Here is a 24396-nt window from a genome sequence, read left to right as displayed (position 1 = left end):
AAACATCTCAGTTCGGTAGCCGGTTTCGAGAGCTCCTCGAGCCGGCGTTCGATCGGTCGGCGTACCGATGACGGCTATCCGACGACGCGTTCACTGATCGGGTATCAGCCCGGTCGAAAGTCGTATACACAGACAACCACCGCGGACCGAATTTATTGAAGGGCCGTGAGTTAAGACGCCGTGAATGAAAGGGAGGTGGCATGGTTCACGAGACCGACTCGAGCCGCGACCGGAGCCGTCGAGCCTTCATGGGAACTATCGGCGCTACGGGCCTGGGACTTGCCGCCAGCACGTCGGTCGCCGCCTCGAGCGACGGCGATCCGACACCGATCGACTCGCCGACGGTGATCGAAGAGCCGGGCGAGTACGAACTCGTCGCCGACCTCGCGCCAGAGGAACTCGAGCAGTCGGGCTGTATCGTGGTCGATCTTCGGGACGAACGAGGGGAACTCATCAATCGCGGCGAATTCACCCTCTACGGAAACGGCCACACTATCGACTTGACCGATACCGAGTTCGAGCCCGAACGTTCACGGCAGCGTCTCGGCGGACTCGTGTTCAACCCCGGTCGGAGATGGAACGAACTTCCGGAGACCCAGTGGGAGATGGCAGTCGACGACCTCGAGATCCGCGGTGGTGGTTCGGGTATCAGCTCGAGACTAGCGGGCGGCGGAGCGTTTACCGACGTCACGCTCGTCGATAACGGAGTCGGCTTCGATTCGTACGTCAGCGGCGGCGGGTTTCGGAATTGCGTCGTCGCCGAAAACGATACGGGAATCGTTCTCGGCGGAGATACCGAAGTGTGGGGCGGTGCGGGAAGCGCTTTCGAGAACTGTACGATACGGTCGAACGGGGGGCCAGGAATCGTGGTCGGAGCCGAGAGCCAAGCGCAAATCGAAACCAGTCGGATCGTCCGGAATCGCAACGGAATTCTGGCGGCAGCACAGGGGTCCAGTACGGTTATCGAGAGGAGTCATATCTGTCACAACGAGGAGTACGGCGTCTACGGTGACGCCTACCCGGAACTCGTCGTCGACGAATCCGAATCGTGGCCGGCGCAGGAAGCACGGGTTCAGGCGATCGACAACTACTGGGGAGCGGCCAACGGCCCCTCGAGCCTCGAGCGACGCTGGAGCGACCAAGACACGGGGTACGAGTACGTGGCGCCGGACGAGCCGTTTACCGATTCCGAGACAGGACGGCCGGCCGACGGCGACGGCGACGCCATCTCCAAGTCGCTCGAGTCCGGAGTCTCCAACGTCCGCTTCGATCCGTTCCACGAAGGCCCGCTCGAGGACGTCGGCGCCCAGCGCTGAGAATCGACGCGGCGGGAGGTTCCGATCAGCGTAGTCGGTCGTCCCACGCGATCCATTCCTGTTCCCACCCCGTCCGCGACTCCGCCCGTTGCCGAGCGTACTCCACATCCTCGCGGTTCGTCCGATTACGTTCGACGGCGCCGGACTGCTCGCCCTCGAGCAGGAGCGGATCGAACGAGACCGCGTTGAACTCGTCGCTCGAGCCGTCGGCGTCGACGGCCGTGATTCGCTGGGGTTGGGTCCCGCGAGGGAGGACGAGCCGACCGCCGTCGGCGAGCTGGTCGAGCAGCCGTCGGGGCGGGTCGACCGCGGCCGCCTCGAGCAGGATCCGATCGAAGGGGGCGTACTCCGGGAGTCCGCCCGCCCCGTCGCGCCAGTCGACGAGGACGCCCTCGTAGCCCGCCCGCTCGAGGTTGGCTCGCGCCTCGGCGACCAGGGGGCGTGAGATATCGACGGCGTGGACGCCGTGCTCGCCGACGATCTCGGCCGCCACGGCCGCCGTGTAGCCGACGCCGGCGCCGACGATCAACACGTCGTCGCCCTCTTCGAGGGCGAGCACCTCGAACAGGCGGGCGACCGTACTCGGCGCGAGGACGCGGGTCTCGAGGACCTCGTGTGCCCGATCGGCGTAGGCGGCGCGGTCGTCCTCGAGGAACTCGTGGCGGGGAACGTCCCGCATGGCGATGGCGACGGCCTCGTCGTCGAGGGCACCCTTGGTCGGCGACTCGAGGCCGTCGACCATGTCCTCGCGGAGTACCGCAGGGTCCATATCCGGGATAGCGGACGAAGCATTATCAACTGCGCGCCCGCCCGCGCAACCCGCGATCAGCTTCGCATCCGAACGAACCGAACGCCGCCGTGTTCACTTCGCTCGAGACTTCCGTCCTCGCGCTTCTCGGCCAGCACCAGCGTCTGGAAGCCGGTTCCGATCGGCGCGAGCAGCCGTCCCCCGGGTCGGACCTGGTCGACGACAGGGTCCGGAAACGACGGCGTCGCGCAGGTGAAGTACGCGGCGTCGTACGGTGCGTGCTCGGCCCACCCCTCGCGGCCGTCGCCGACGCGGACCGAGACGTTGCCGTACCCCGTCTCGGCGAGTCGCTCCCGGGCGTTCTCGGCGAGTTCCTCGCCGTACTCGACGCTGTAGACGCCCTCGGCACCGACGAGTTCCGCCGTGACGGCGGCGTGGTAGCCACAGCCGGTGCCGATCTCGAGGACCTCCTCGCCGGGCTCGAGTTCGAGCCGATCGGCCATGATCGCGACCATGTGGGGCGCGCTGATCGTCTGGCCGTCGCCGATCGGGAGCGGGCGGTCCCGGTAGGCCTCGCCGCGCCGATCGGGCGGGACGAACGCGTGGCGCGGAACCGCCCGGAGGGCCTCGAGGACCCGGTCGTCGTCGACCCGGTCTGTGACCGTTCGAACCATCCGCTCGCGAGCGGTCTCGTAATCGTCTTCGGAGCCGTCGGAGCCGAATCGATCGAACATGGCGAGACCTACGGGCTCGCGGACAATAGCCTGTGGGACGCAACTGCATGCCAGTTCTTCGTTCGGACGAAGGTTCGACTACCAGGCCGACCAGGCGCTGGTCTGCTCGTCGTAGGCGTAGACGCGCTTGAGGTCCTTCGCGATCCCCGTGTCACCCTCCATGTCGTAGCGGTCCCGGTCGTAGCCCGAGGCGTCCTGGCGGACGACGAAGGCGTCGATCTCGAACTCGTCGTCGCCGAACTCCTCGATCGAGCCGACCTCGAACTCGTAGTCGCCGGGGACGTAGACGGTGATGCTCCGGCTGTCGTCCCGGGAGCCGTCCTGGGGATGAACCGTGACGTTGACCGCGACGTTGTCGACCTCGCGGGTCCAGACGGTCTCGACGTCGTCGGCGTCGGCCTCCTCGACGCGGCGGTGACCGTCGAGTTCGACGCTCGTGACCCGGACCGTCGAGAGCACCTCGTCGGTCTCGAGGATGAACTCGTCGCCGACCTCGACGGTCTCGTCTTCGGGGGCGGTGACGTTCGCCGTGAACGACTCGCCCTCTTGGGAGACGACGACGTCGAGGGTGACTTCGCGTTCGGGATCGGGCTGTACCTTGTGAACGTGACTACACTCGCTGCAGCGAACCGTAAGCGCTCCGCCACCTTCCGTCAGTACCTCGTGGACCGTCTCGAGATCCGGCGAGCACGACGGACAGGGCGTCGGGATCCGGTCTGGAACGTCGTTCATAACACGCCGTAGACGCCACGCACCTAAAAGGCGATTGGACCGCGTGTGGGCCCGTTACTGGCTCGCACCGTCGCGGATCGGTACCGACACGTCGGGGTCGTCGTCCGCCCCGATTCGGCGTCCCCGCTCGAGGGTGACGTAATCCGACGTCGTTTCGGGACGCTCGATCTCGTGCCTGCTCGCGGTTTCACCGCTCGTCGGGAGGGCTACGACCTCCCCGCGTTCGCGGCTTCCGCCGCTCACTCAGTACGTGGAAGTGGAACTTCCACGCCCGCTCACGGCTCGTCGCCGTTCGCCATCGGGAGGTCTACGACCTCCCCATCCGCCCACACCGTCGGCTCCCGAAGGATCCCGTCGAGGTGGATCGGCGCGTCGACGTCGCCGCCGATGCCCGCGTCGTCGCCGATCGCGATGTGAACCGTGCCGCCCGCTTTCTCGTCGAGCAGGACGGAGCCGACGAGGGCGGTGACCGCGACGTTGGTGCCGATGCCGAGTTCGGCGAGATTGTAGGCCGCGTCGCCAACCTCCTTCGCGGCGGTCTCGACCGTCTCCCGGATCTCGTTGTCGGTAATGTCGGTGACGAGTCCGTCCTCGACCTCGAAGCGAAGCTCCTGGTCGTCCTCGAGCAGCCCGTGGGGTCGCATCGTGCCGTCGACGACGAATGTCCCGTCGGCGGTTTCGGGGCTGACGAACACCTCGCCCGCGGGAAGGTTCGACATCTCGCCGGACTCGTGGACGATGCCGGTATCGGAGAGGAACTCCCGGTCGCCGATCCCGAACGTAATGTCGGTTCCCGCGGGCGCCGTAACCCGAATCTCCTCGGCGTCGTCGACCTGCTCGAGGACGTCGGCGGAGTGGACGGCGATCGCCTCGTAGTCGGCGTCCAGTCCCGTCGTAAACACTTCCTCGGTGATCCCCGGCAGCGTGGCGACGCGGGCGCCGGCCTCGTTGGCCTCGCCGCGGGCGCGGGTGTGACTCAAACTCTTGGTCGTCGGCGCGAGCACGACGTCGGCGCCGGCCATCGCCGCCGCGACCGGTTGCGGGGGTTCGGCGCCGTGGGTCTCACCCGACGGGTAGCGGACGATGACGGCGTCGTCGGTGATCTCGTTGGCCACCTCGTAGATCGCCTCGCCGATCGACTCGCGCTCGTCGTCGGTGACGACGGCACAGCTCTCCGAGGACTCGAGGGCGAGACACTGTCGGACGGCCGTCTCGGCGGCCGCGCGAAGGTCGGACATACCCAAATCTGGGACGAGCGAGCCGAAAGACCTTGCTATCCAAGAAACACGATCGACGCTGTATCCCCTCCCTGCTCGCGCCTTCGGGCGTCGTCAGAAATCTTCGATTTCTGACTGCCAATCAGAACGCGAAGCGTTCTGATGACGCTCGCTGAGGAAGGGGGGCTTAGCGTCTCGATTCAGCTAACGGGCGCTACTCGGCGGCGTCCTCGAGCACCTCGACCGCGACCAGGAGCTCGCCGGTGAGCGCGCGGACGTAGGCGCCGCCGGCGATCGAGACGTGGCCGAAGTCGTCCTCCTCGAGACCGTACATCTCGATCGCACGGGAGGTGTCACCGCCGCCGACGACGGAGAAGCAGTCGGTTTCGGCGATCGCCTCGAGCACCGCCACGGTGCCGTCGGCGAACCGTTCGTCCTCGAAGACGCCCAGGGCGCCCTTGACGAAGACGGCCTCGGACTCGCGGACCAGGTCGGCGTACGTCTCGGCGGTGTCGGAGCCGACGTCGAGATAGGACGTGTCCTTCTCGAGGCCCTCGACGTCGACCTCGGCGCGCTCGTCGTCCTCGCCCTCGTAGGCGAGATCGGTCGCGAGGTACAGCGACTCGTCGTACTCCTCGAGGATGCGTTCGATCGTCTCCCGCTGCTCGTCCCACTGCTCGTCGAAGAAGTCCGTACCGTCGACGTCGTAGCCGACGTCGTGGCCCGCCGCGCGCAAGAAGAGTTCGCCGACGATCCCGCCCAGACAGAACCGGTCGACCGTGTCGTCGACTCGCTCGATGATGGGGATCAGGTCCTCGGCCTTCGTTCCGCCCAGCGCCATCGTGACGGTGCCGTCGAACTCCCGCTCCTGGATCGACGAGTTCGCGGTGTACTCCTGTTCCATCACGCGTCCCGCGTAGGCGTCCATCACCCGGGGGAAGCCGACCAGCGAGGCGTGGGAACGGTGGGCCGCCGAGTAGGCGTCGTTGACGTAGGCGTCGAACTCCGGGGCCAGCGTCCGCACGAACTCGGTGTCGGCCTTGACGTCCGGATCCTCCTCGGGCAACTCCTCGTCGCACATCCGGGCGTTCTCGAGGACGAGCACCTCGCCGCCCTCGAGACCCTCGATCGCCGCGAGGGCGTCCTCGCCGAAGGTATCCGCGACGAAGTCGACGTCCCGCTCGAGGTGGTCGGCGAGGATCTCGGCGTGGTCCGCGAGCGAGACGAACGTGTCGCGACCGGGTCGACCCTGGTGGGCCAGCACGGCGACCGCGTGGCCGTCCTCGAGCAGCTCTCGCAGGGTTTCGGCGTGGCGCGCGAACCGGCGGTTGTCCTGAACGACGCCGTCCTCGACGGGGGCGTTGAGATCGAGTCGGACCAGCAGTCGCTGCTCGGCATCGAGATCGTCGATCGTCTTGAACATACAGGGACGGCGTGCCGAACGCGCTTAAAATTTTAACTGGAATTAGGCGCTAAGTCCCCTTCCTCAAGGAGCAACACAGGGAGCGAAGCGACCGAGTAGCGTTAACGAGAGCGAAGCTCTCGTTCGCACATCAGAACGCTTCGCGTTCTGAGGACGCAGTAGGGAGGGGATACAGCGCCGGACGGTTCTCATACACCCGCGACACTCGGCCCACAGGCCCACCGCTACCTTTATGTCTATCCAAAGTATATACAACAGCGATGGATAGATTTGAAATCGAAGGCGAGGAAGTCCTCGATGGAACAGCAAAACCGTCGGGCAACAGCGCTCACGTCATCGTTCCCAAACGTTGGCGCGGAGCCGATGTGAAAGTCGTCCGCGTCTCCGAACCCAGCTCAGACAAGTAGGACATGCAGTACAACTACAAGTATCGACTCAACCCGCCAGAAGCCCTCACCGAGACGCTTCTGCACCACGTCGATACTTGTAGGCAACTGTACAATCACGTCCTCTATCTGCTCAACGAGGCAGACGACATTCCCGCCCGCTACGAGGTGCAGGGACGACTCCCCGACCTCAAAACGTGGTGGGACGACCTGTCCAACGTACACTCAAAAGTCCTCCAGATGGTCGTCAAGCGCGTCTACGACAACCTCTCCACGCTCAAAGCACAGAAGGAGAACGGACGCGCTGTTGGAATGCTCAAGTGGAAACCTCCTCGGGAGTATCGGTCGCTCACCTACAACCAGTCCGGCTTCAAACTCAAGAATACGAGTGGTCGGCCTGTCCTGTGGGTGAGCAAAATCGGTGAGATTCCGATTTACCTCCACCGCGATATCCCCGAGAATGCGACCATCAAACAGGTCACGGTCAAACAAGAACCCACGGGTGAATGGTACGCCACGTTTGGGATCGACGTGGAGGAAGCCACGCCTGAAAAACCAGAGACGCCCGAGAAGGTCGTTGGTATCGACGTGGGGATTCTCAAGTACGCCCACGACACCGATGGGTACGCCATCGAGAGTCCCGACTTCAGCGAGGAACGCGAACGACTCGAACGCGCCCAACGTGACCTCTCGAAGAAAGAACACGGCTCGAACAATTGGGAGAAACAGCGGAAGGTTGTGGCCGAACGCCATGCCGAGTTGAAGAGAAAGCGCCGTGACTTCCTGCACAAACTCTCGTCATACTACGCCCGCGAGTACGACCTTGTAGCGGTCGAGGATTTGGACGCGAAGGGATTGGTCGAACTACCGGGCAACTCTCGGAACCGGGCCGGGGCCTCATGGGGAACATTCCTCCGAATGCTCGAGTACAAGTGCAAGCGAGAAGGAACGCACTTCGTCGCCGTGGACCCCCGAGGTACGACCAAAGAGTGCGCGTCGTGCGGAACGGAGACGGACAAACCGCTGTGGGTACGTGAGCATTCGTGTCCATCGTGTGGTTTCGAGGCAGACAGAGATGCGAATGCGTCGTGGAACATCCTTTCTCGCGGTCTCAACAAAGTAGGAGTGGGACACTCCAAATCAACGTCCTCAGAATCGCTTCACGATTCTGATGGGCTGCGAAAATCGCGCAGCGATTTTCGAACGCCTGTGGAGACTGCGCTCCCTACGGGGACCCATTCAGTTCCTGCAAAGCGCGTCCTCGAAGCAGGAAGCCCCATCTGCTCACGGGCGCGAAGCGCCCGTTCGCATGGTCAGCGGGACCGAAGGTCCCGCGCTACCCTCAAGCGCGAGCCGTCAGGCGAGCGGTAGGGTGGGGTAGTTCACGTAGCAGCCGTTCAGCGGGCGGCGACCTCGTCGCCCTCCCGACTCTCCGCTTCGGCGGCGACGTACGTCGCGAGGTCGAGCATCCGGTTCGAGAAGCCGAACTCGTTGTCGTACCAGGTCAACACCTTCACGAGGCCGTCCTCGAGTGACATCGTCGACTCGAGGTCGACGTACGAGGAGAAGGGCATCCCGACGATGTCCCGCGAGACGATCTCCTCGTCGGTGTAGCCGAGCACGCCGGCGAGTTCGTCGTCGGCCGCCGAGCGGATCGCGTCGGCGAGCTCCTCCTCGGTGACGTCCTCCTCGAGGTCGACGGTGAGGTCGGTGATCGAGCCGTTCGGAACGGGAACGCGCATCGCCATTCCGTCGAGCTTGCCCTCGAGTTGCGGGAGGACCTCGGTGGTGGCGATCGCGGCGCCGGTCGAGGTCGGGATGATGTTCTCGGCAGCGGCGCGACCGCGGCGGCGCTTGCTGAGCGGACCGTCGACGAGGTTCTGGGTGCCGGTGTAAGCGTGAACGGTCGTGAGCAGCCCGGACTCGATGCCGAACTCGTCGTCCAGCACCTTCACGACCGGCGCGACCGAGTTCGTCGTACAGGAGGCGTTCGAGAGTACGTCCTCGCCGTCGTACTCGTCGTGGTTGACGCCGTAGACGATCGTCTGGACCTCCTTCTCGCCTTTCGGCGGGGCCGAGATCAACACCTTCTCGGCGCCGGCTTCAAGGTGCTGGGCGGCCTCGTCGTGGGTGCGGAAGATCCCCGTCGCCTCGAAGGCGACGTCGACGTCGAGTTCGTCCCAGGGCAGCTGGGTCGGATCGCGCTCGGAGCAGAGCCGGATCTCGTTGCCCTCGACGGTGAGCGTGTCTCCCTCGAGTGAGACGTCCTCGAGCCGACCGTGGACCGAGTCGTGTTTGATCAGGTACCGCATGTCGTCGTTGTCCATGACGTCGTTGATCCCGACGATCTCGACGCCGTCGTACTCGAGCGACGCGCGGAGGACGTTCCGTCCGATCCGGCCGAACCCGTTGAGACCGATCCGGAGCGTTCCTTCGAACTCGTTCTCCGTATACGAATTTTCACTCATATCCGAGTAGTACGGGGTCCACGATTAAATCACTTGCCCCTTTCGCAACGTTGATTGACGATCAGGAAGGATCACGGCCCGTCAGCCGGGAGGTGTGTTCACCGTGGTACCACACATCATATTACATTCAGTATATATTATATATTAGCCGAATATACAGGTTAGGGCCCGTTCTTCGCCAGAATATGCCTAAGAAACTCGATTTCGAGTTAACATCTATCAGATTCTTGCAAAACAGTTATGCCGGTCGGCGGTGGATGTCGACGCGTATGCTCCGCGTCGGAATCAACGGCTATGGAACCATCGGCAAACGCGTCGCGGACGCCGTGAGATCGCAGCCTGACATGGAAGTCGCCGGCGTCGCCAAGGTCAGCCCCGATTACGTCGCCCTCGGGGCGGCCGAGGCGGAGTACCCGCTCTACGCGGTCGACGAGGACCGCACCGATGGGTTCCGCGAAGCCGGCGTCGACCTCGCCGGTACCGTCGACGAACTCGTCGCCGACAGCGACGTCGTCGTCGACGCCACGCCCTCCGGAATCGGTGAACAGAATCGACCGCTGTACGAGCGCCACGACACCCCGGCGCTCTTCCAGGGCGGCGAGGACGCGACCGTCGCGGAGGTCAGTTTCAACGCCCGCGCGAACTACGAGGAAGCCGCCGACGCCGACTACGTCCGCGTCGTCTCCTGTAACACGACCGGACTCTCCCGGCTGGTCGCCCCCATCCACGAGGACTACGGCATCGAGAAGGTCCGGACGACGCTGGTCCGACGCGGCGGCGACCCGAACCAGACCGGCCGCGGCCCGATCAACGACGCCCTGCCGGACCCCGTCTCGATCCCCTCCCACCACGGCCCTGACGTTCAGACCGTCTTCCCCGAACTCGACATCGACACGATCGGACTCAAGGTCCCGACGACGATGATGCACGTCCACGCGGTCAACATCACCCTCGAGGAGGTCCCCGACAGCGTCGAGGAGGTCCGGAACCGACTCCGCGAGGAGAACCGCCTCCTGTTGATCCCCGACTACGCCGGCATCGACGGCGCCGGAACGCTCAAAGACCTCGCGCTCGACGCGGGTCGCCCGCGCGGGGACATCTGGGAGAACTGCATCTGGGAGGAGTCGATCACCGTCGAGGGCAAGGACCTCTACTGCATGCAGGCGATCCACCAGGAGTCCGACGTCGTTCCCGAGAACGTCGACGCGATCCGTTCGGTGACGGGGCTGCTCGAGGGCCCGGAGAGTCGCGCGCTTACCGACGAGACGCTCGGGATCGGGCTCGGGCGACTGGACGAACCCGAGAACCGCACCGCCGATCGACAGACCGCGGACTGAGGCGTCGGGGAAAGCTTTTGGCCGTCCCTTCCTTATCACCAGCTATGCGACGAGACGACCGCGACGAACCCTTCGACGATCTCTTTCGGGAAATCGAGCGGATGATGAACGAGATGATGAACGGTGCCGACGTCGATTTCGACTCCTCTAGCGCCGTCGACAGCGGGTTCGGCATGGACACCCACGTCGACATCCACGAAACCGACGACGAGATCCGCGTCGTCGCCGACCTGCCCGGCGTCGAGAAGGATAACATCGACCTCGAGTGCGACGGCAAGACGCTGACGATCTCCGCCAGTAGCGACCACCGCCAGTACGACGAGCGCGTGTCGCTCCCCCAGCGGGTCAACGAACACAGTGCCTCGGCGACCTACAACAACGGCGTCCTCGAGGTCGTCTTCGAGTCGGCCGAACGCTCCTCGGGGATCAGCCTCGAGTAACCGACGCGGAGTCGAGTCGCGGTCGGCACCGACGTTGCTCGAGTCTCGGTTCGATCGAAAAAGAACCGCTCGCGGAAGCCCCGGAGCCGCTATTTCTTGGAGCCGCCCAGCGATTTGTTCAGCGTGTACTTGATGAACCCGTCAGTGTCGGTCGTCGGGTTCGGAGCGCCGTGTTTTCCGCGCCCGCCGTGATCGCGGCCGTCGTGGTGGTCGTCGCGTTTGCGCCGTCGTCCGCCGTGATCGCGGCCGTCGCGGTGATCGTCGCGTTTGCGCTGTCGCCCGCCGTCGCGTCCGCGGTCTCCGTAGCGCTGGTGGTCGTTATCGCCGTCGCGGTGTCGGCCGTCTTTCCCGCGGTTGTTTCGTCGACCGTCCTTCCCGCGGTGTCCGTCGTTGTCGTCGCGTCCATCGCGCCCGCGGTGATCGTCTCGCTTGCCGTTGCGGCCGTCACGGCCCATTTCGTTTCGTCGGTTGTCCCCGTGTCGTTTGCGGTTGTGGTCGTCACCGCGTCGTTTACGGTTGTGATCGTCACCGCGTCGTTTACGGTTGTGATCGTCACCGCGTCGTTTGCGATTGTGGTCGTCACCGCGATGTCGGTCGCCGCCGTGGTTCTTTCCGTCGGCCGACGCCGCGCCGGAGAGGCCGACGAGGCCGATACCTGCCGTTCCGGCGAGACGAAGCATACTGCGACGAGTGCTTGTGTTGTCTTCTGTCATCTGAATCTACGGGCTCCGTGGCCCACTGCCAGCCAATTCCGGGGGTTCGTATTAATCGATCAGATCGTTACGAGATCAACTACCAGGTACGAACGCTGCGGCCGATCGTTCCACTCGCGTAGGGGCAGGTATCAGTCCGAAACGGAGGCGCGCTGGCGGTTAGACAGTCCTCGAAACGCCCACACAATCCGAGATTACGCCCGCTAAACGGTCGTAAAACCCCGGCTGGTACTTCGTCGCTTCGTCGATGGTCGGCCGGGCGTTGGTCTCGTTGACGACGAGCCGATCCGCCGTCTCGAGCAGGTCGACGCCGAGGAACGGAATCTCGAGGACGTCGGCGACCGACTCGGCCAACCGGCGCCACTCCTCGGGCAGGTCGACTCCCCGCGCCGCCGCGCCGCGGTGGACGTTGTGCTTCCACTGGCCCTCGCGGACCGCCTCGTCGGGGAGGCGGCGTTCGACGGCGCCGGCGTACTCGCCGTCGACGACCATCACCCGGTAGTCGGTCGCCCCGGGGAGATACTCCTGAACCAGGAAGGATCGGTCGCCGGTCGCCCGGTAGTCGTGGACCAGCGAGAGGTAGTCACAGATCCCCAGAAAGGAATCGAGGTCGTGGGCCTTCGCGACCCCGACTCCTCGGGTCGTCGAGTTGGGTTTCACCACGACCGGGGGCTCGAAGCGATCGAACACATCGACCAGTTCGTCCTCGCCGACGTCGTTCGAGACGTACACCGACTCCGGGACCGGCAGGTCGGCTCGCCCGAGGCGGGCGAGCACCTCGGCTTTGTTCCGCGAGGTGAGGATCGCGTCGCGGTCGTTGAGCCACGGGAGCTCGAGGGCGGCGTCGGCGACGCCGCCCTCCATCGCTCGGCCGGGGTAGACGAATCCGACGTCGTACTCGTCGGCCGACCACGGCACGTCGGCTCCAAGCGGGACGACGCGTTCGCTTACCGGCACGTGACGGGCTCGGATACCGCGTTCGGCGAGTGGCTCGCGCATCCGACGGAACGTCTCCTCGGCGTTTGCGACCGCGAGGTCGATCATGCTCGAGCGTCGGGTCCAGCGACGCAAAAAGCTGCGTCCTCTCCTCGCGTGTCCGCGATCGACGGGCGCGGCTCGAGCGATCGACGCTGCGGGGAAAATCGAGACGAGGACCGTTTCGGAGAGACGATCCGGGTTACGAGATCAGCTGCTCTTCGCCCTTCTCGACGACGATGCGACACGGCGGCGAGATCTTGTTGTACGCGCGGCGGAACGCCTCCTTGGCGTGGTCGGCGTCGTCGACGTCACACCAGACCGTGAAGATGCGCTCGCCGGCGTCGATCCGCGCGGCGGTGCCGACGATCTTCCCGAAGGCCTGACGCATCCCGTCGGAGACACGGTCCGCACCCGCACCCGTCGCCTGCTTGTTCTCCCGGATGACGTGGTGGGGGAACTTCCGGAGGATCATCTTGTAGTTGTTCTCGCCGGCGTTTTTGAGCATGTGACGGTTGGCCGACAGGCGCGAGGCCTCGAGGCTCCCGTGGCGGATCTGGACCTCCTCTTCGGTAACGAGGCTGATCTGAACGGGGTAGTCCTCGGGACCCGCGCTGACGTTGCCCATCTTGTGCTGTGCGATCTTCGAACCCGGAATGCCGGTGATGTATTCGCGTCGCGTGTAGGCCGGCTTGCTAATCTTCCGGTACATCGAGGCGGGTTTGTCTGACATGGTTGTGGTTACTTACGAAAACGGAGGCCTACCGTGGGGATAAAGCCTTCGAACCGATACGTTCGGAGCCGCCCGTCGACGGCGCCGACGCGTGCGGGGAGCTGTGACGGTCTCCCCGGTGGAAACGCCGGGGTTCGCTCGCCGTCTCCCGCGTGTCCCAACTGGGAGTCGACGAACGCCCGAGCGGCGGACTGCACTGCGATCGGTGTGTGAGCCGCTTCAGTTGCCACTATAGAAACGGTGGACGACAGCGCGGCAAAAATCGTCGCTCAGTTACAGACGACGTACTCGGCGTCGTTCTTTTCGACGAGGCCCTCCCCCTCGAGACAGCTCAGGACCGAGAGGACGGCGATCTTTTTCATCGCCAGGACTTCGTTCAGATCCGTCGCCGTCGCTCCGCCGCTGGCCTCGAGGTAGAGGTAGACGAGTTTGGCCTGCGGGGAGTCGAGTTGGTCGGGAAGCGGGTCGAGCTGGGTAGTGGCGAGTTGTTGTTCTATCATCGTACCAGAAGGCACGACGAGGTTCTATATAAGTCTATTGTGCACCTGGGCAATATTGTGGGCACAGAATAAGGGACATAATATCAATATAATCTTAATCGACGATGCCATATTACACCACGAGAATCCCGTAGCACCCCCATAAATTCTTCTATAGTCCGAACAGTAATATCGGTGGCTCGAGCTACCACCGGTAAATATCTCGAGCGTATCGGCCCATTCCGTTCAACAGTCTGAGCATGTCGGCACAGATCAATAACGAAACGTGGTATCTATCCCCACTCTCAGTTCCGTATAAGGAGGCTAATATTCGCCCCGAAGTGGTCCGGGACGGTCCCGCCCGCGTCGGCCAAACGCCGCCGCGGTCGTCTCGTTGTGACGGGGGCGCGTTTAAGGACCTGCCACCGAAATTACCGGTATGGCGAGGAGTTTTCGAATCGGATCCCTGTTCGGGATCCCGATCAAACTCGACCTGACGTTTTTGCTCGTACTGCCGTTGTTCGCGTACCTGATTGGTGTGCAAACCCTCGAGGTGACGGAGATCTTAAACGGTGTCCTCGAGGCCGGGATCGACACGGCCGACGTCACCGCGGGCCTTACTCCCTGGATCCTCGGCTTCGTCGCGGCGGTCGGGCTGTTCGTCGGAGTCGTCCTCCACGAACTGGGCCACTCGCTGACCGCCCGGCGGTACGGGTTTCCGATCGAGTCGATCACGCTCTGGCTGTTCGGGGGCATCGCCGCGTTCTCGGAGATGCCCGAGGACTGGCGACAGGAGTTCGTCATCGCGATCGCCGGACCGATCGTCTCGGTACTCGTCGGAGTCGGTTCCTACGGGCTCTTCGCGCTCACGCCCGAGGCGTTCGGCGGGGCGCGGTTCGTCCTCGGCTACCTGGCCGTGCTCAACGTCGCACTCGCCGCCTTCAACATGATCCCTGCGTTCCCGATGGACGGCGGTCGCGTCCTCCGGGCGCTGCTCGCTCGCGGCCGCCCCTACGCACAGGCCACCCAACAGGCCGCGAGCATCGGGAAGCTGTTCGCGATCGCGATGGGGCTGTTCGGGCTGTTCCAGATCAACATCATCCTCATCGGCGTCGCCTTCTTCGTCTACATCGCCGCCTCGAGCGAGGCCCAGCAGGTGACGATGAAGGCCGCGTTCCGGGACGTGACGGTGCGGGACATCATGACCCCCGCCGGCGACCTCCACACGGTCGAGCCGAACGCGTCGGTCGCGGAGCTGCTCCGGCGGATGTTCACCGAGCGACACACGGGCTACCCGGTCGTCGAAACCGGCGGCGCCGGCGGCGAGCGACTCGTGGGGCTCGTGACGCTGTCGGACGCTCGCGACATCAAGCCCGTCGAGCGCGACGCCTACACCGTCGCCGACGTGATGACCACCGACCTGAAGACGGTCGATCCGGACTCGGACGCGATGACCGCCATCGAGCGGATGCGAGAGCACGACATCGGACGGCTCCTGGTGGTCGAACCGCCGAATGGCCGCGGCGCCGAGGGTTCCTTCGGCGACCCGGCCTCGAGGACCGACGGCGACCTGGTCGGACTGATCTCGCGGTCGGACGTGATGACCGCCTTCGACATCGTCCAGCAAAGCGGCGCCGTCGATCCCTCGGGTCGGCCTCGAACGGGCGATTGACGGGCGTCTCGACGGCCGGATCCAACATTCTTAACCGCGGGCGCGGCCGAGGGGCCACCGATGCCACCGGCCATCGAGACGACGGATCTCGTCAAGGAGTACGGCGACTTGTGCGCCTTGCAGGAGCTCTCGCTCACCGTCGAGGAAGGCGAGTTCTTCGGACTGCTCGGACCCAACGGGGCCGGGAAGACGACGTTTATCAACACGCTGGTCGGGCTCGTCCGCAAGACCGGCGGCGAGGCTCGGGTCTTCGGTCACGACGTCGAATCCGAGTACCGGCAGGCCCGTGACGCGATCGGGCTCGCACCCCAGGAGTTCAACGTCGACCGCTTTTTCCCCATCCGCGAGGTCCTCATGCACAAGGCCGGCTACCACGGAATCCCCGAGGACGAGGCCGCCGAGCGAGCCGACGAGGTCCTCAAGCGGGTCGGCATCTACGACAAGCGCGACGAGCGCTTCGACTGGCTCTCCGGCGGGATGAAGCGCCGACTGCTGCTCGCACGCGCGCTCGTGACCGATCCCGATCTGCTGATCCTCGACGAGCCGACCGCGGGCGTCGACGTCCAGCTGCGCCACGACCTCTGGGACCTCGTCACCGAGCTCAACGACGAGGGCACCACCATCCTGTTGACGACCCACTACATCGAGGAGGCCGAACGGCTCTGCGACCGCGTCGCGATCATGAACGAGGGCCGCAAGGTCACGGTCGCGACGCCCGACGACCTCAAACGGCGCGGATCGGACACCGTCGACGTCCGCCTCGAGTCGGCGCCGCCTGCCGCGGGCGCCCTCGAGCCCGCGCTCGGGCCGTACGCCCGCGACGTGACGACCCGCGGCGACCGCGTCGAGGTCCGCGTCGACGACGGGGGCTCGACCGCGCCGCGGCTGCTCAACGACCTCGAGGCCGCGGGCCACGAGATCGCCGACCTCGAGATCTCGCGGACCTCGCTCGAGGAGATCTTCGTCGATCTGACGGCCCAGGAGGACCGGACGGTCACCCGCTCGAGCGCGTCGGAGGGCGCGGACGAGACGGGCGAGGAGCCGGCCAAGCGAACCCAGGAGGGGGTCGTCTGATGCTCTCGGTCGGGTTCCGCGCGCTGTTCAAACGCGAGGTCCTGCGGTTCGTCCGTCGACCCAAGAACACGTTCATGCCGCCGGCGATCACGAACGTGCTGTACTTCGCGGTCTTCGGGGTGATCCTTGGCAACCGGATCGACCGGATCGCGGGCTTCGACTACATCCTCTTTATCGTCCCCGGCCTCGTCGTGCTGGGGGCGATCTCGAACGCCTTCGAGAACGCCTCGTTCTCGATCTTCCACGGACGGTGGAACGAGTACATCCACGAGACGCTGACCTCGCCGCTGTCGTACGTCGAGATGGTCGTCGCCTACGTCGGCTCCAGCGCGGTTCGCGGGCTCATCGTCGGCGTCATCATCGCCGCGGTCGGCCGGCTGTTCGTCCCGATCAGCATCGAGCACGGCCTCTACCTCGTCGCGACGATGGGCGTCGTCACGACGCTGTTCGCCGGCTTCGGGATCGTCGGCGGACTCCTCGCGCGGGACTTCGACGACCTGACCGTGATGAACCAGTTCATCCTCCGGCCGCTGGTCTTTTTCGGGGCCGTCTTCTACTCGCTCGAGACGTTCGAGCAGGCCTGGCAGGTCGGGCTCTCGCTGCTGAACCCGATGGTGTACATGGTCGACAGCGTCCGGTACGGGCTGTTGGGCTACTCGGACCTGACCGGCGTCGGGATCCTGCCCGCACCCTACGCCGAGTTCGCGCCGCTCGTCTCGCTGGCGGTACTCACGGCGTGTACCCTCGTCGTCCTGGCGATCGACGTCTACCTGTTCAAAACCGGGTACGGACTGACCGACTGACGGCTCGTCGACTCCCGGCTACTCGTCGGGATCGCCGACCCGAACCAGCTGCTTCCCGACGTTTTCGCCCTCGAACAGACCGAGGAACGCGTCGGGCGCGTTCTCGAAGCCCTCGACGGCGTTCTCGCGGTACCGGATCCGCCCGTCCCGAACGAACGCCGCGAGGCGGTCGAGGGCCTCGTCCCACCGACCCTCGTAGTCGCCCACGAGGAAACCCTCCACGCGGGCGCGCGACTCGACGAGTTTTCCGAGCTTCCGCGGCCCCGTCGGGACTTCCGTCGCGTTGTAGAGCGCGATCTGACCGCAGACGGCCACCCTCGAGCGGACGTTCAGCAGCGGCCAGACGGCGTCGGTGATCGGTCCGCCCACGTTATCGAAGTAGACGTCGATCCCGTCGGGACAGGCATCGGCCATCGCCCCGGAGAGGTCGTCGGTCTCGTCGTAGTTGATCGCCTCGTCGAAGCCGAGGTCGTCGGTGAGCCAGTCGACCTTCTCGTCGCTGCCGGCCGTGCCGACCACCCGCGCGCCGCTCAGTCGGGCGAGCTGACCCGCGACCGAGCCGACGGCGCCGGCCGCGGCCGAGACGACGACGGTGTCGCCGGGCCGGGGCTCGGCGACGTCGAGGGTCCCGAAGTACGCCGTCACGCCCGGCATCCCGAGGACGCCGAGCGCCGTCGAGATCGGTCCCCGGTCGGGGTCGACGCGGCGCAGCGCGTCGGCGTCGGCCACGGCGTGTTCCGCCCACAGGAGGTTCCCCGTCACGACGTCGCCCTCGTCGAACGCGTCGGCTTCCGATTCGACGACCTCGCCGACGACGGCGGCTCCCATCGGTTCGCCGACGTCCCACGGCTCGGCGTAGGATTCTTCGTCGCGCATCCGCCCGCGCATGTACGGGTCGACGGACTGGTAGCGGGTCTTTACGAGGACCTCGCCCGACTCGGGTTCGGGACGGTCGACGGTCACGAGGTCGAAGTTTTCGCGAGTCGGTTCGCCCGTCGGACGACTGGCGAGTCGCCACTGTCTGGTTTCTGCCATACCGAGACGGAGTGGTCGGCGACGGATGAACCGCGGGCTCGCGGAAGTCAGGTCCGGTACTGCGATCGAACGGGGCGAGAGACGCCTCGAGCGCGCTCGAGGACCTCCGACGAGACGCGACCGGCGTCGGAGTTTTTTCACCACCGTCCGCGTACGGTACCACATGGCGACCGACAACGACGACGGCGATCGCGACGAGGGCGATGCCGACGCGAACGCGACTCCCGACGGCCCCGACCGCGAGCGCGATTGCGACCACGAGGTCCTCGAGACCCTGCTCGCGGGTAACCGACGCCACGTCGACTCGCTGCCGGACGATTACTTCAGGGACGTCCGGACGGGTCAGCACCCGGGCGTCGTCGCGATCTGCTGTTCGGACTCCCGAGTACCCCACGAGCACATGTGGGGGTTCGACCACCCCGGCGCGGTCTTTACGCCGAGTAACATCGGCAACCAGGTCTGGGACGAGGACGACGGCGAGCGCATCGTCGACGGCGGGATCCTCTACCCGATCTACCACACCGAGACCGCGGTGGCGGCCGTCGTCGGCCACACCGGCTGCGGCGCCGTCACGGCGGCGTACCGGGTCGCGACCGGCGGCAACGTGCCCGGTCCCCAGGGCGTCGACAAGTGGGTCGAAATGCTGGTCCCCGTCGTCGAGGAGGCCCTCGAGCGCGGCGCCGTCGACGCCGACGCGGACGAGGAGACGGTCGTCAACCAGCTCGTCGAGTACAACGTCGATCGACAGGTGCAGTTCCTCCGCGACGCGGCGGACGTTCCCGACGATATCTCGATATACGGGTTCGTGTACGACTTTCAGAGGATCTACGGCGACGCGGACGGCCGCGCGTACCTGGTCAACGTCGACGGCGAGACCGATCCGGCGGCGATCCGCGAGTGCGTTCCGGACGGCTACGAGACGGCGGCCGTCAGCCTACTGTCCTAACTCGGGTGTCCCCGTCACGCAGCGTCGAACACGGTTCCGCGAGTCGGCCGTCGTTGTCCACTCCCGGAACCGACCTGCGTTCGCTCCTCGAGTCCGACGGGTTTCTACTACGCCGCTGCGCGGTCGTTGCCGCGAGCGACGATCGGGTCAGTCCCGCACCGACGCTGAAACGCCTTCCTGCTCTTGCTCCCGATCGCGGGCCGGAGCCGCCGTCCGCGACTGCGATACCGCCGTCCACTCGAGGTCGCCCAGATAGCGAAACGCCTCGGCGTTCCGCTGCGGGTCGACGACTAGCAGGTCGCCGATCCAGCCGTTGTCGACCAGCCGTTCGACGTCGTCGTGGCGGCGGAGGATCTCGGTCACGCGCTCGCGCGGCGCGCAGATGACCGCCGTCAGCCGGAGCGGCTGGTGGTACGGCTCGTCGTCGTCGAGCTGCAGCGACTGGAGCGGCAGGCCGGTCATCAGGTCGCCGCCGTTTCCCTGCACGACGCCGACGTTGCCCAGCGGGCTCTGCGTGACTTTCGAGCCGCTGCCGTAGACGCCGTTGTCCACGGTCGCGAAGTAGTACTGGTTGTTGATCCACTGGGTGACGACCAGTGGCCCCGTCATGATCGCCTCGAGGGCCTCGCCCTCGGGGTCGGTCGTCCAGTCGTAGGAGTGGAGGAACGCGCGGCCGTCTAAGTTCTCGTCGTCGGTCAGTTCGCGCGGCCCGATGACGAACGAGGCGTTGCCGGCTAGCCCCCACTCCGGACGGGTTTCGGCCCAGTCGGCCGCCCTGCGCTCGACTTCGGCGACGGCCTCGTCGGGGTCGACGTCGCCGTCGGTCATCGACTCGAGGCGCTCGGCCGCCGCGCCGGCCTGGGCGCGCTCGAGGTCGGCGCGCAACTGCTCGAGATCCTCGCGGTGCGTCTCGGGGACCGCGTCGTCGAACAGTTCGATCTCGTCGGTCGTCGTGTTGTGCTCGCCGGCGAGGAAGACCGTATCGTCGGGGATGTGGAAGCCGCGCTCGCGGAGTTCCGCCTGCACGTTCGAATCGTTGCAGATCGTCGCGAGCACGCGGGCGTTGGGTCCGCCGGGGTTACCGGCGCAGGCCCCGCAGTCGAGACTCGAATCGAACGGGTTGTTCGTCGTCCGGCTCGCGTGGCCCGCGAAGACGACCAGGCGGGCGAAGTCCGTCCAGCCCATGAGCGCGAAGGCGTTCTCGGCGTACTCGACTTTCGCTTCGAGGCTCATTCCCTGCGGGAGGTCGTGGTCCGCGTGCGTGTGGTCCTCGTGGTCGGCGTACTCGAGGGCCGGCGAGCAGAACTCGTGTCGGCTCGGGACGCGCTCGTCGACGGCGTTCTCGAGCGAGGCGATCGCCGAGGGAGCGAGCGTCCGCGCGGCCATGGCCGAGCCGTAGGCGGCACCGCCGCCCTCGACGAACGGGAAGGCGGCGACGACGTTGGCCTTGAGCCGCTTGAAGTGTTTCCGCGTCACCTTCGCGAGGCCGGTCCAGCGGTCGCGTTTCGTCACCGTCTCTTCGTCGTCGGGCCGGTCGACCACGCGGTGCTCGGGCTCGACGATCGGCGGACAGGCGTCGACGGAGGCGGTCGCTTCGTACCCCTGGTACCGCATCGGGACGCCGAAGAAGCCGGCGTAGCCGTGGGTCTCGTAGTTTCCCTGCTGCTCGATGTGACGGCGAACGATCTCCGAGCGCGTGTCGATGCAGAACACCAGTTGCCCGGCGGGCCGAGACGTCTCGCCCGCGTCGGCCGGATCGGTCACGGAGCCGTCGAGTTGCTCGAGCAAGCGCCCGCGGTAGCTCCTCTCCCAGGCGGTCAGCCAGATCTCGGAAAGCGGCGGCTCCGCGTCCTCGCCGTCGCCGGAATCGGAATCCTCGTCCGCAGACGGCGGCTCGATCGGCGCATCCAGTCGGTCCGCAAGCGTCAGGCGCACCGCGAGATACTCCCGCAGCGTGATCGGGTACTCGGCCTGCCAGGGGTCGGTATCGTCGTCGACGCGCTGCTTGATGAATCCGGTCCAGCCCGGCAGCGCGGCGAAGTGGCCCTCGGCGATGTCGGTCCACCGACTCTCGGGGTGCTCGTCGAGGATTGACTCGAGCGCCTCGGTCGCCGTTTCCGGGAGGTCCGAGGGATCGTCACAGCCCGGCACGTCGCCGCCGTAGGGCGCGACCGAGCGCCAGGCGGCGTAGAACCCCTCCTCGCGGTTCGGCATCGGCCACTTGGCCTGGCCCTCGTCGAGGAAGGCGCCGAGCCACTTCGAGAGCACGCGGTCGACGGTCTCGGTCGCGCCGTCGGACTCGGCGTCGCGCGTCGCTTCGGTCTCGGCCAGCTCCTCGAGGAGTCGCTCTGGATCGCGGTCGATCCCGCGGGCCTCGAGTTCGGCGGCGAGCACGTCGGAATCGATCTGGCCGCGCTCCCACGCCGTGCGGAAGACGTCGGGGTGCGGGTAGCCCCGCCCGCTGAACAGGCGCTCGGCCTCGTCGACGGCCCGGTGGAACGGCTGCTCCTCGAACCCCGAGAGGGGGTTGGCCGTGACGAACGAGTACAGCGGCCAGACGGAGCCGACCCGCTCGGCCGCCCGCTCGATCGTCGCGGCGATGGGGTCCCGATCGGAGTCCGTCTCGGGGCGGTCAGTCTGGTCGCGTTGCTGTGGTGTCTGTTCGGTCCGGGCGCGTTCGAGGTCTTGGGCCGTCTGCTTAGACATCTTTGTACTCCTCCTTGTTCGTGAGGACGGTCGACGAATCCGGCTGCGAGAGGTTCAACAGCGCGACGTAGAGGCGCTCGCTCGAGCGGTGCCACCCCAGTTCCGTCGCGAGGTAGGCCCCGACGAACAGGGCGACGACGAGGCCGTGGGCGATCGTTACGTCGGTCGAAGCGTGGGTCATCGCGGAGGGAACCACCGCCGAGATCGCGTTGTACAGCAGGGCGTATCCCCCGATAGCCGTGAGAACGACCAGCGGGACGCTGACGAACCGGACCGACCGTGGCAGCGTCGTCCGGTTGAGGATGTCCCGCGCCGCGGTCAGGGTCGTCAGGACCACGACGAGCGTCAGGATCGTCCCGCTGTCGAAGGCCAGCCCCGTGGCCTTCCCGGTGAGCGCGCCGAAGAGCACGCCGCCGCCGACGGCCGTGAACAGGCTGACGACGGCGCTCGAGAAGCCGAACTCGGTGTGGCCGGCGTGTTTGGCGGTGGAGTGAGGCGCCGTCTCCTCGACGGCGGCCCCCGACGAGAGGAAGAGGTAGGCCTTGTAGAAGCCGTGCAGGACGAGGTGGGCGATCGCGGCCGCGAAAAAGCCCAGTCCACACTGGAGGATCATAAAGCCCATCTGGGCCATCGTCGAGCTGCCGAGCTTGCGCTTGACGTTCGTCTGGACGAGCAGCATCGCCTGCCCCAGCAGGGCGCTGACCGCGCCCAGAAGGACGACGATCGACATGATCGCGAGGTGGTCGGCGACCAGCGGGGCAAAGCGTGTCAGCAGGACCCCGCCCGCGTTGACGAAGCCGGCGTGCATCAGCGCCGAGGCAGGCGTCGGCGCCGTCATCGAGGACAGCAACCAGCCGTGGAACGGGAACAGCGCCGACTGGATCAGCGCCGCGAGGACGATCCCGCCGGCGGCGACGAGGCCGACCGTCCCGGAGACGCCCTCGAGACCGCCGAGGATGCCGGCGATGGAGGTCGTCCCGGTCTCCCAGGCCAGCAGCGCCAGGCTCCCGGCGAGGGCCGCGCTGCTGGCGACGAAGTACCGACGCGCCAGCGCGCCGGCGGCCCGCGCCTGCTCCCACTCGCGGACGTGGCCGATGAGGCCGGCCATCAGCAGGCCCATCGCGAGCCACGCCGCCACGAACAGCGCGACGTGATTCGCCGCCGTAAGCACCATCACGACGAGCGTGAACGCGAACACGCGAGCGAAAAAGCGCTCGAGGTCGCGGTCGCCCGCCATGTAGCGCCGGGAGTAGCTGTGGACGATGCCGCTGAAGAAGGTGACCACTACCCACAGCACCGCGGTCAGTCCGTCGACGACCGCGTAGTCGGCGCCGGTCCACGGCTCGCCCCGTCGGACCGTCAGCGCGAGGACGCCGACGCTACAGAGGAACAGCACCCACACCAATCGCGTCGACGCTCGCGGAACGACCGAATCGTCCGTCGTCGTCAGTTCCGAGAGTTGTGCGGCGTCGATCGAGCGTTCGTCAGTCATGCGTCGAATCTTTCCTCCGACCAGTTCGGACGGTCACACTGCGGGGCCCGTCTGGTCGTCGCTACCACCGTTTTGAACATCCTGGTTATTATAACCTGCTGTTCGAACAAATCGTTCGCCGAAAACCGTGTGAAAGAACAGCATGGTCTCCCGCAAGAAGTGCCGCGAACCGACCTGCCGACTCTCCGCGCATCTTGAGGGTCCGCCGCGCTGGTACGACGAAGACGCCGCCGACGCGGCGTTACCGTCGGACTCGGACGGTGCGAAGTAGTATAAAAATCGAACGGGAACCGGGTGACGGCGCGGTCACTCAGCGGAGAACTCGTCGAACGACGTCGACTCGTGGCTGCGCACGAGGACCTCGTCGGTGATCGTCAGGCCCATATCGGAGAGCTCCTGGGCGATCGGCGTGATGCCCCGATCGTTCTTGACGACGGCCGTCACGAGGAGGTTCTCCTCGCCCGTCACCAGTTCCTGGACCGAGACGACGCCGGGAATGTCCAGGATCTCCTCGAGGTAGTCGCCCCGCTCCGGGATCGGCGCCGTACAGAAGAGCAGCATCCGGATCGGATAGCCGGACTTCGTGTAGTCGATGTTGGCGCTGTACCCCTTGATGACCCCTTCCGACTCCAAGCGCTGGATCCGCTTGCGGACCGTACTCGAGGACGCGTCGGTCCGTTCGGCAATCTCGCCGGAGGAAAGGTTCCGGGCCTCCTCCTGGAGCGCGTAGAGGATCTCCCGGTCGACCGCGTCGAGTTCGTACTCGGCCATACCGGGTCGTTTCGACCGGCCAATATAAGGGACTTCGCCCGAATCCCGCGTTCCGGGCCGTCGTACGGCGCTCGTCGTCGATCCCGGGTGACGAGCGGACGAACACCCGTTTCTCGAGGCCGACGACGGGTACCCCGATACAAGGGCGAAAATCGCCGACGACGGCGAACGTGACAGCCGGTACGCTGTCGATCGA

24 protein-coding genes are annotated in these 24396 nt (G+C 66.0%); 10 read left to right on the top strand and 14 right to left on the bottom strand.

Features of this window, described 5'->3' with window-relative positions; genetic code table 11:
* The first annotated feature begins 200 nt into the window (after nt 1-200).
* Nucleotides 201-1316, top strand: a complete 1116-nt coding sequence (locus tag GWG54_RS04925) for a right-handed parallel beta-helix repeat-containing protein (protein WP_167936720.1) — start codon at nt 201-203, stop codon at nt 1314-1316.
* Nucleotides 1317-1341: 25 nt separating this feature from the next.
* Here GWG54_RS04925 and GWG54_RS04920 read toward each other — a convergent pair whose 3' ends face one another.
* The 6 genes from GWG54_RS04920 to GWG54_RS04895 all read right to left on the bottom strand — a co-directional run bounded on the left by GWG54_RS04920 (nt 1342) and on the right by GWG54_RS04895 (nt 6170).
* Entirely contained in the window at nt 1342-2085 is a 744-nt protein-coding gene (locus tag GWG54_RS04920) for a protein-L-isoaspartate O-methyltransferase (protein ID WP_167936719.1), read from the bottom strand.
* A 56-nt stretch (nt 2086-2141) separates the two neighbouring features.
* A complete protein-coding gene (locus tag GWG54_RS04915) occupies nt 2142-2798 on the bottom strand; it encodes a protein-L-isoaspartate(D-aspartate) O-methyltransferase (RefSeq protein ID WP_167936718.1) in 657 nt (218 codons plus the stop codon).
* Nucleotides 2799-2876: 78 nt separating this feature from the next.
* On the bottom strand, nt 2877-3530 hold the full coding sequence (locus GWG54_RS04910; RefSeq protein WP_167936717.1) for an HVO_0476 family zinc finger protein: 654 nt from the start codon (nt 3528-3530) through the stop codon (nt 2877-2879).
* A 54-nt stretch (nt 3531-3584) separates the two neighbouring features.
* Nucleotides 3585-3773, bottom strand: coding sequence for a hypothetical protein (locus GWG54_RS04905; protein WP_167936716.1), 189 nt, complete (start codon nt 3771-3773; stop codon nt 3585-3587).
* A gap of 32 nt (nt 3774-3805) precedes the next feature.
* Nucleotides 3806-4768, bottom strand: a complete 963-nt coding sequence (locus tag GWG54_RS04900; RefSeq protein ID WP_167936715.1) for an aminopeptidase — start codon at nt 4766-4768, stop codon at nt 3806-3808.
* A 193-nt stretch (nt 4769-4961) separates the two neighbouring features.
* Nucleotides 4962-6170 carry a phosphoglycerate kinase gene (locus GWG54_RS04895; protein WP_167936714.1) on the bottom strand — a complete coding sequence of 403 codons (1209 nt, stop codon included), beginning with the start codon at nt 6168-6170 and terminating at the stop codon, nt 4962-4964.
* A 260-nt stretch (nt 6171-6430) separates the two neighbouring features.
* Between GWG54_RS04895 and GWG54_RS04890 the strand changes: the two genes are divergently transcribed.
* Nucleotides 6431-6577 carry a DUF2080 family transposase-associated protein gene (locus GWG54_RS04890; protein ID WP_167936713.1) on the top strand — a complete coding sequence of 49 codons (147 nt, stop codon included), beginning with the start codon at nt 6431-6433 and terminating at the stop codon, nt 6575-6577.
* Nucleotides 6578-6580: 3 nt separating this feature from the next.
* Nucleotides 6581-7927 carry an RNA-guided endonuclease TnpB family protein gene (locus GWG54_RS04885; RefSeq protein WP_167936712.1) on the top strand — a complete coding sequence of 449 codons (1347 nt, stop codon included), beginning with the start codon at nt 6581-6583 and terminating at the stop codon, nt 7925-7927.
* Nucleotides 7928-7953: 26 nt separating this feature from the next.
* Here GWG54_RS04885 and gap read toward each other — a convergent pair whose 3' ends face one another.
* Nucleotides 7954-9024 carry a type I glyceraldehyde-3-phosphate dehydrogenase gene (gene gap / locus GWG54_RS04880; RefSeq protein WP_167936711.1) on the bottom strand — a complete coding sequence of 357 codons (1071 nt, stop codon included), beginning with the start codon at nt 9022-9024 and terminating at the stop codon, nt 7954-7956.
* A 269-nt stretch (nt 9025-9293) separates the two neighbouring features.
* Here gap and GWG54_RS04875 point away from each other — a divergent pair, with 269 nt between their 5' ends.
* The 3 genes from GWG54_RS04875 to GWG54_RS04865 all read left to right on the top strand — a co-directional run bounded on the left by GWG54_RS04875 (nt 9294) and on the right by GWG54_RS04865 (nt 11721).
* Nucleotides 9294-10361 (top strand): type II glyceraldehyde-3-phosphate dehydrogenase, encoded by a 1068-nt coding sequence (locus tag GWG54_RS04875; RefSeq protein WP_167936710.1) that lies wholly within the window; start codon nt 9294-9296, stop codon nt 10359-10361.
* A gap of 44 nt (nt 10362-10405) precedes the next feature.
* On the top strand, nt 10406-10801 hold the full coding sequence (locus GWG54_RS04870) for an Hsp20/alpha crystallin family protein (protein ID WP_008421507.1): 396 nt from the start codon (nt 10406-10408) through the stop codon (nt 10799-10801).
* 188 nt (nt 10802-10989) lie between these two features.
* Nucleotides 10990-11721 (top strand): hypothetical protein, encoded by a 732-nt coding sequence (locus GWG54_RS04865; protein WP_167936709.1) that lies wholly within the window; start codon nt 10990-10992, stop codon nt 11719-11721.
* Here GWG54_RS04865 and GWG54_RS04860 read toward each other — a convergent pair.
* The 3 genes from GWG54_RS04860 to GWG54_RS04850 form a co-directional block, all read right to left on the bottom strand.
* Nucleotides 11674-12558 (bottom strand): RimK family alpha-L-glutamate ligase, encoded by an 885-nt coding sequence (locus GWG54_RS04860; protein ID WP_167936708.1) that lies wholly within the window; start codon nt 12556-12558, stop codon nt 11674-11676. The genes GWG54_RS04865 and GWG54_RS04860 overlap by 48 nt on opposite strands.
* Before the next feature lie 133 nt (nt 12559-12691).
* Entirely contained in the window at nt 12692-13222 is a 531-nt protein-coding gene (locus GWG54_RS04855) for a 50S ribosomal protein L16 (protein ID WP_008421502.1), read from the bottom strand.
* 269 nt (nt 13223-13491) lie between these two features.
* Nucleotides 13492-13722 (bottom strand): MarR family transcriptional regulator, encoded by a 231-nt coding sequence (locus GWG54_RS04850; RefSeq protein WP_167936707.1) that lies wholly within the window; start codon nt 13720-13722, stop codon nt 13492-13494.
* Nucleotides 13723-14140: 418 nt separating this feature from the next.
* Here GWG54_RS04850 and GWG54_RS04845 point away from each other — a divergent pair, with 418 nt between their 5' ends.
* From GWG54_RS04845 to GWG54_RS04835, 3 genes are read left to right on the top strand one after another with little or no spacing between them, the layout of a single operon-like run.
* Nucleotides 14141-15373 carry a site-2 protease family protein gene (locus GWG54_RS04845; RefSeq protein WP_167936706.1) on the top strand — a complete coding sequence of 411 codons (1233 nt, stop codon included), beginning with the start codon at nt 14141-14143 and terminating at the stop codon, nt 15371-15373.
* Between the two features lie 60 nt (nt 15374-15433).
* A complete protein-coding gene (locus tag GWG54_RS04840; protein WP_167936705.1) occupies nt 15434-16447 on the top strand; it encodes an ABC transporter ATP-binding protein in 1014 nt (337 codons plus the stop codon).
* Nucleotides 16447-17250, top strand: coding sequence for an ABC transporter permease (locus tag GWG54_RS04835; protein WP_167936704.1), 804 nt, complete (start codon nt 16447-16449; stop codon nt 17248-17250). The genes GWG54_RS04840 and GWG54_RS04835 overlap by 1 nt, the downstream gene beginning before the upstream one ends.
* 18 nt (nt 17251-17268) lie before the next feature.
* Here the strand turns inward: GWG54_RS04835 and GWG54_RS04830 are convergent, their stop codons facing one another.
* On the bottom strand, nt 17269-18285 hold the full coding sequence (locus tag GWG54_RS04830; RefSeq protein WP_167936703.1) for an NADP-dependent oxidoreductase: 1017 nt from the start codon (nt 18283-18285) through the stop codon (nt 17269-17271).
* Nucleotides 18286-18448: 163 nt separating this feature from the next.
* Between GWG54_RS04830 and GWG54_RS04825 the strand changes: the two genes are divergently transcribed.
* The gene (locus GWG54_RS04825) at nt 18449-19231 is read left to right on the top strand and encodes a carbonic anhydrase (RefSeq protein WP_245242744.1); all 783 of its coding nucleotides are present in this window, start codon (nt 18449-18451) and stop codon (nt 19229-19231) included.
* Between the two features lie 147 nt (nt 19232-19378).
* Here the strand turns inward: GWG54_RS04825 and GWG54_RS04820 are convergent, their stop codons facing one another.
* From GWG54_RS04820 to GWG54_RS04810, 3 genes are all read right to left on the bottom strand, one after another.
* Nucleotides 19379-21937 carry a DUF2309 domain-containing protein gene (locus GWG54_RS04820; protein ID WP_167936702.1) on the bottom strand — a complete coding sequence of 853 codons (2559 nt, stop codon included), beginning with the start codon at nt 21935-21937 and terminating at the stop codon, nt 19379-19381.
* Nucleotides 21930-23429 carry a proton-conducting transporter membrane subunit gene (locus tag GWG54_RS04815; RefSeq protein WP_167936701.1) on the bottom strand — a complete coding sequence of 500 codons (1500 nt, stop codon included), beginning with the start codon at nt 23427-23429 and terminating at the stop codon, nt 21930-21932. The genes GWG54_RS04820 and GWG54_RS04815 overlap by 8 nt, the downstream gene beginning before the upstream one ends.
* Nucleotides 23430-23735: 306 nt before the next feature.
* Nucleotides 23736-24200, bottom strand: coding sequence for an Lrp/AsnC family transcriptional regulator (locus tag GWG54_RS04810; RefSeq protein ID WP_167936700.1), 465 nt, complete (start codon nt 24198-24200; stop codon nt 23736-23738).
* Nucleotides 24201-24396: the final 196 nt, after the last annotated feature.

This window comes from Natronococcus sp. JC468 (assembly GCF_012163165.1).
Classification (GTDB): domain Archaea; phylum Halobacteriota; class Halobacteria; order Halobacteriales; family Natrialbaceae; genus Natronococcus; species Natronococcus jeotgali.
Note: the sequence above shows the minus strand (reverse complement) of the source record. Positions and strands in the feature narration are given on the sequence as shown.

Excerpts from the sequence above, each read along its gene's own strand:
- GWG54_RS04815 (WP_167936701.1), bottom strand. The coding sequence starts at position 23,429 with ATGACTGACGAACGCTCGATCGACGCCGCACAACTCTCGGAACTGACG.
- GWG54_RS04855 (WP_008421502.1), bottom strand. The coding sequence starts at position 13,222 with ATGTCAGACAAACCCGCCTCGATGTACCGGAAGATTAGCAAGCCGGCC.
- GWG54_RS04845 (WP_167936706.1), top strand. The coding sequence starts at position 14,141 with ATGGCGAGGAGTTTTCGAATCGGATCCCTGTTCGGGATCCCGATCAAA.
- GWG54_RS04920 (WP_167936719.1), bottom strand. The coding sequence starts at position 2,085 with ATGGACCCTGCGGTACTCCGCGAGGACATGGTCGACGGCCTCGAGTCG.
- GWG54_RS04910 (WP_167936717.1), bottom strand. The coding sequence starts at position 3,530 with ATGAACGACGTTCCAGACCGGATCCCGACGCCCTGTCCGTCGTGCTCG.
- gap (WP_167936711.1), bottom strand. The coding sequence starts at position 9,024 with ATGAGTGAAAATTCGTATACGGAGAACGAGTTCGAAGGAACGCTCCGG.
- GWG54_RS04835 (WP_167936704.1), top strand. The coding sequence starts at position 16,447 with ATGCTCTCGGTCGGGTTCCGCGCGCTGTTCAAACGCGAGGTCCTGCGG.
- GWG54_RS04830 (WP_167936703.1), bottom strand. The coding sequence starts at position 18,285 with ATGGCAGAAACCAGACAGTGGCGACTCGCCAGTCGTCCGACGGGCGAA.
- GWG54_RS04925 (WP_167936720.1), top strand. The coding sequence starts at position 201 with ATGGTTCACGAGACCGACTCGAGCCGCGACCGGAGCCGTCGAGCCTTC.
- GWG54_RS04915 (WP_167936718.1), bottom strand. The coding sequence starts at position 2,798 with ATGTTCGATCGATTCGGCTCCGACGGCTCCGAAGACGATTACGAGACC.
- GWG54_RS04860 (WP_167936708.1), bottom strand. The coding sequence starts at position 12,558 with ATGATCGACCTCGCGGTCGCAAACGCCGAGGAGACGTTCCGTCGGATG.
- GWG54_RS04870 (WP_008421507.1), top strand. The coding sequence starts at position 10,406 with ATGCGACGAGACGACCGCGACGAACCCTTCGACGATCTCTTTCGGGAA.
- GWG54_RS04850 (WP_167936707.1), bottom strand. The coding sequence starts at position 13,722 with ATGATAGAACAACAACTCGCCACTACCCAGCTCGACCCGCTTCCCGAC.
- GWG54_RS04900 (WP_167936715.1), bottom strand. The coding sequence starts at position 4,768 with ATGTCCGACCTTCGCGCGGCCGCCGAGACGGCCGTCCGACAGTGTCTC.
- GWG54_RS04895 (WP_167936714.1), bottom strand. The coding sequence starts at position 6,170 with ATGTTCAAGACGATCGACGATCTCGATGCCGAGCAGCGACTGCTGGTC.
- GWG54_RS04810 (WP_167936700.1), bottom strand. The coding sequence starts at position 24,200 with ATGGCCGAGTACGAACTCGACGCGGTCGACCGGGAGATCCTCTACGCG.
- GWG54_RS04875 (WP_167936710.1), top strand. The coding sequence starts at position 9,294 with ATGCTCCGCGTCGGAATCAACGGCTATGGAACCATCGGCAAACGCGTC.
- GWG54_RS04885 (WP_167936712.1), top strand. The coding sequence starts at position 6,581 with ATGCAGTACAACTACAAGTATCGACTCAACCCGCCAGAAGCCCTCACC.
- GWG54_RS04825 (WP_245242744.1), top strand. The coding sequence starts at position 18,449 with ATGGCGACCGACAACGACGACGGCGATCGCGACGAGGGCGATGCCGAC.
- GWG54_RS04840 (WP_167936705.1), top strand. The coding sequence starts at position 15,434 with ATGCCACCGGCCATCGAGACGACGGATCTCGTCAAGGAGTACGGCGAC.
- GWG54_RS04820 (WP_167936702.1), bottom strand. The coding sequence starts at position 21,937 with ATGTCTAAGCAGACGGCCCAAGACCTCGAACGCGCCCGGACCGAACAG.
- GWG54_RS04890 (WP_167936713.1), top strand. The coding sequence starts at position 6,431 with ATGGATAGATTTGAAATCGAAGGCGAGGAAGTCCTCGATGGAACAGCA.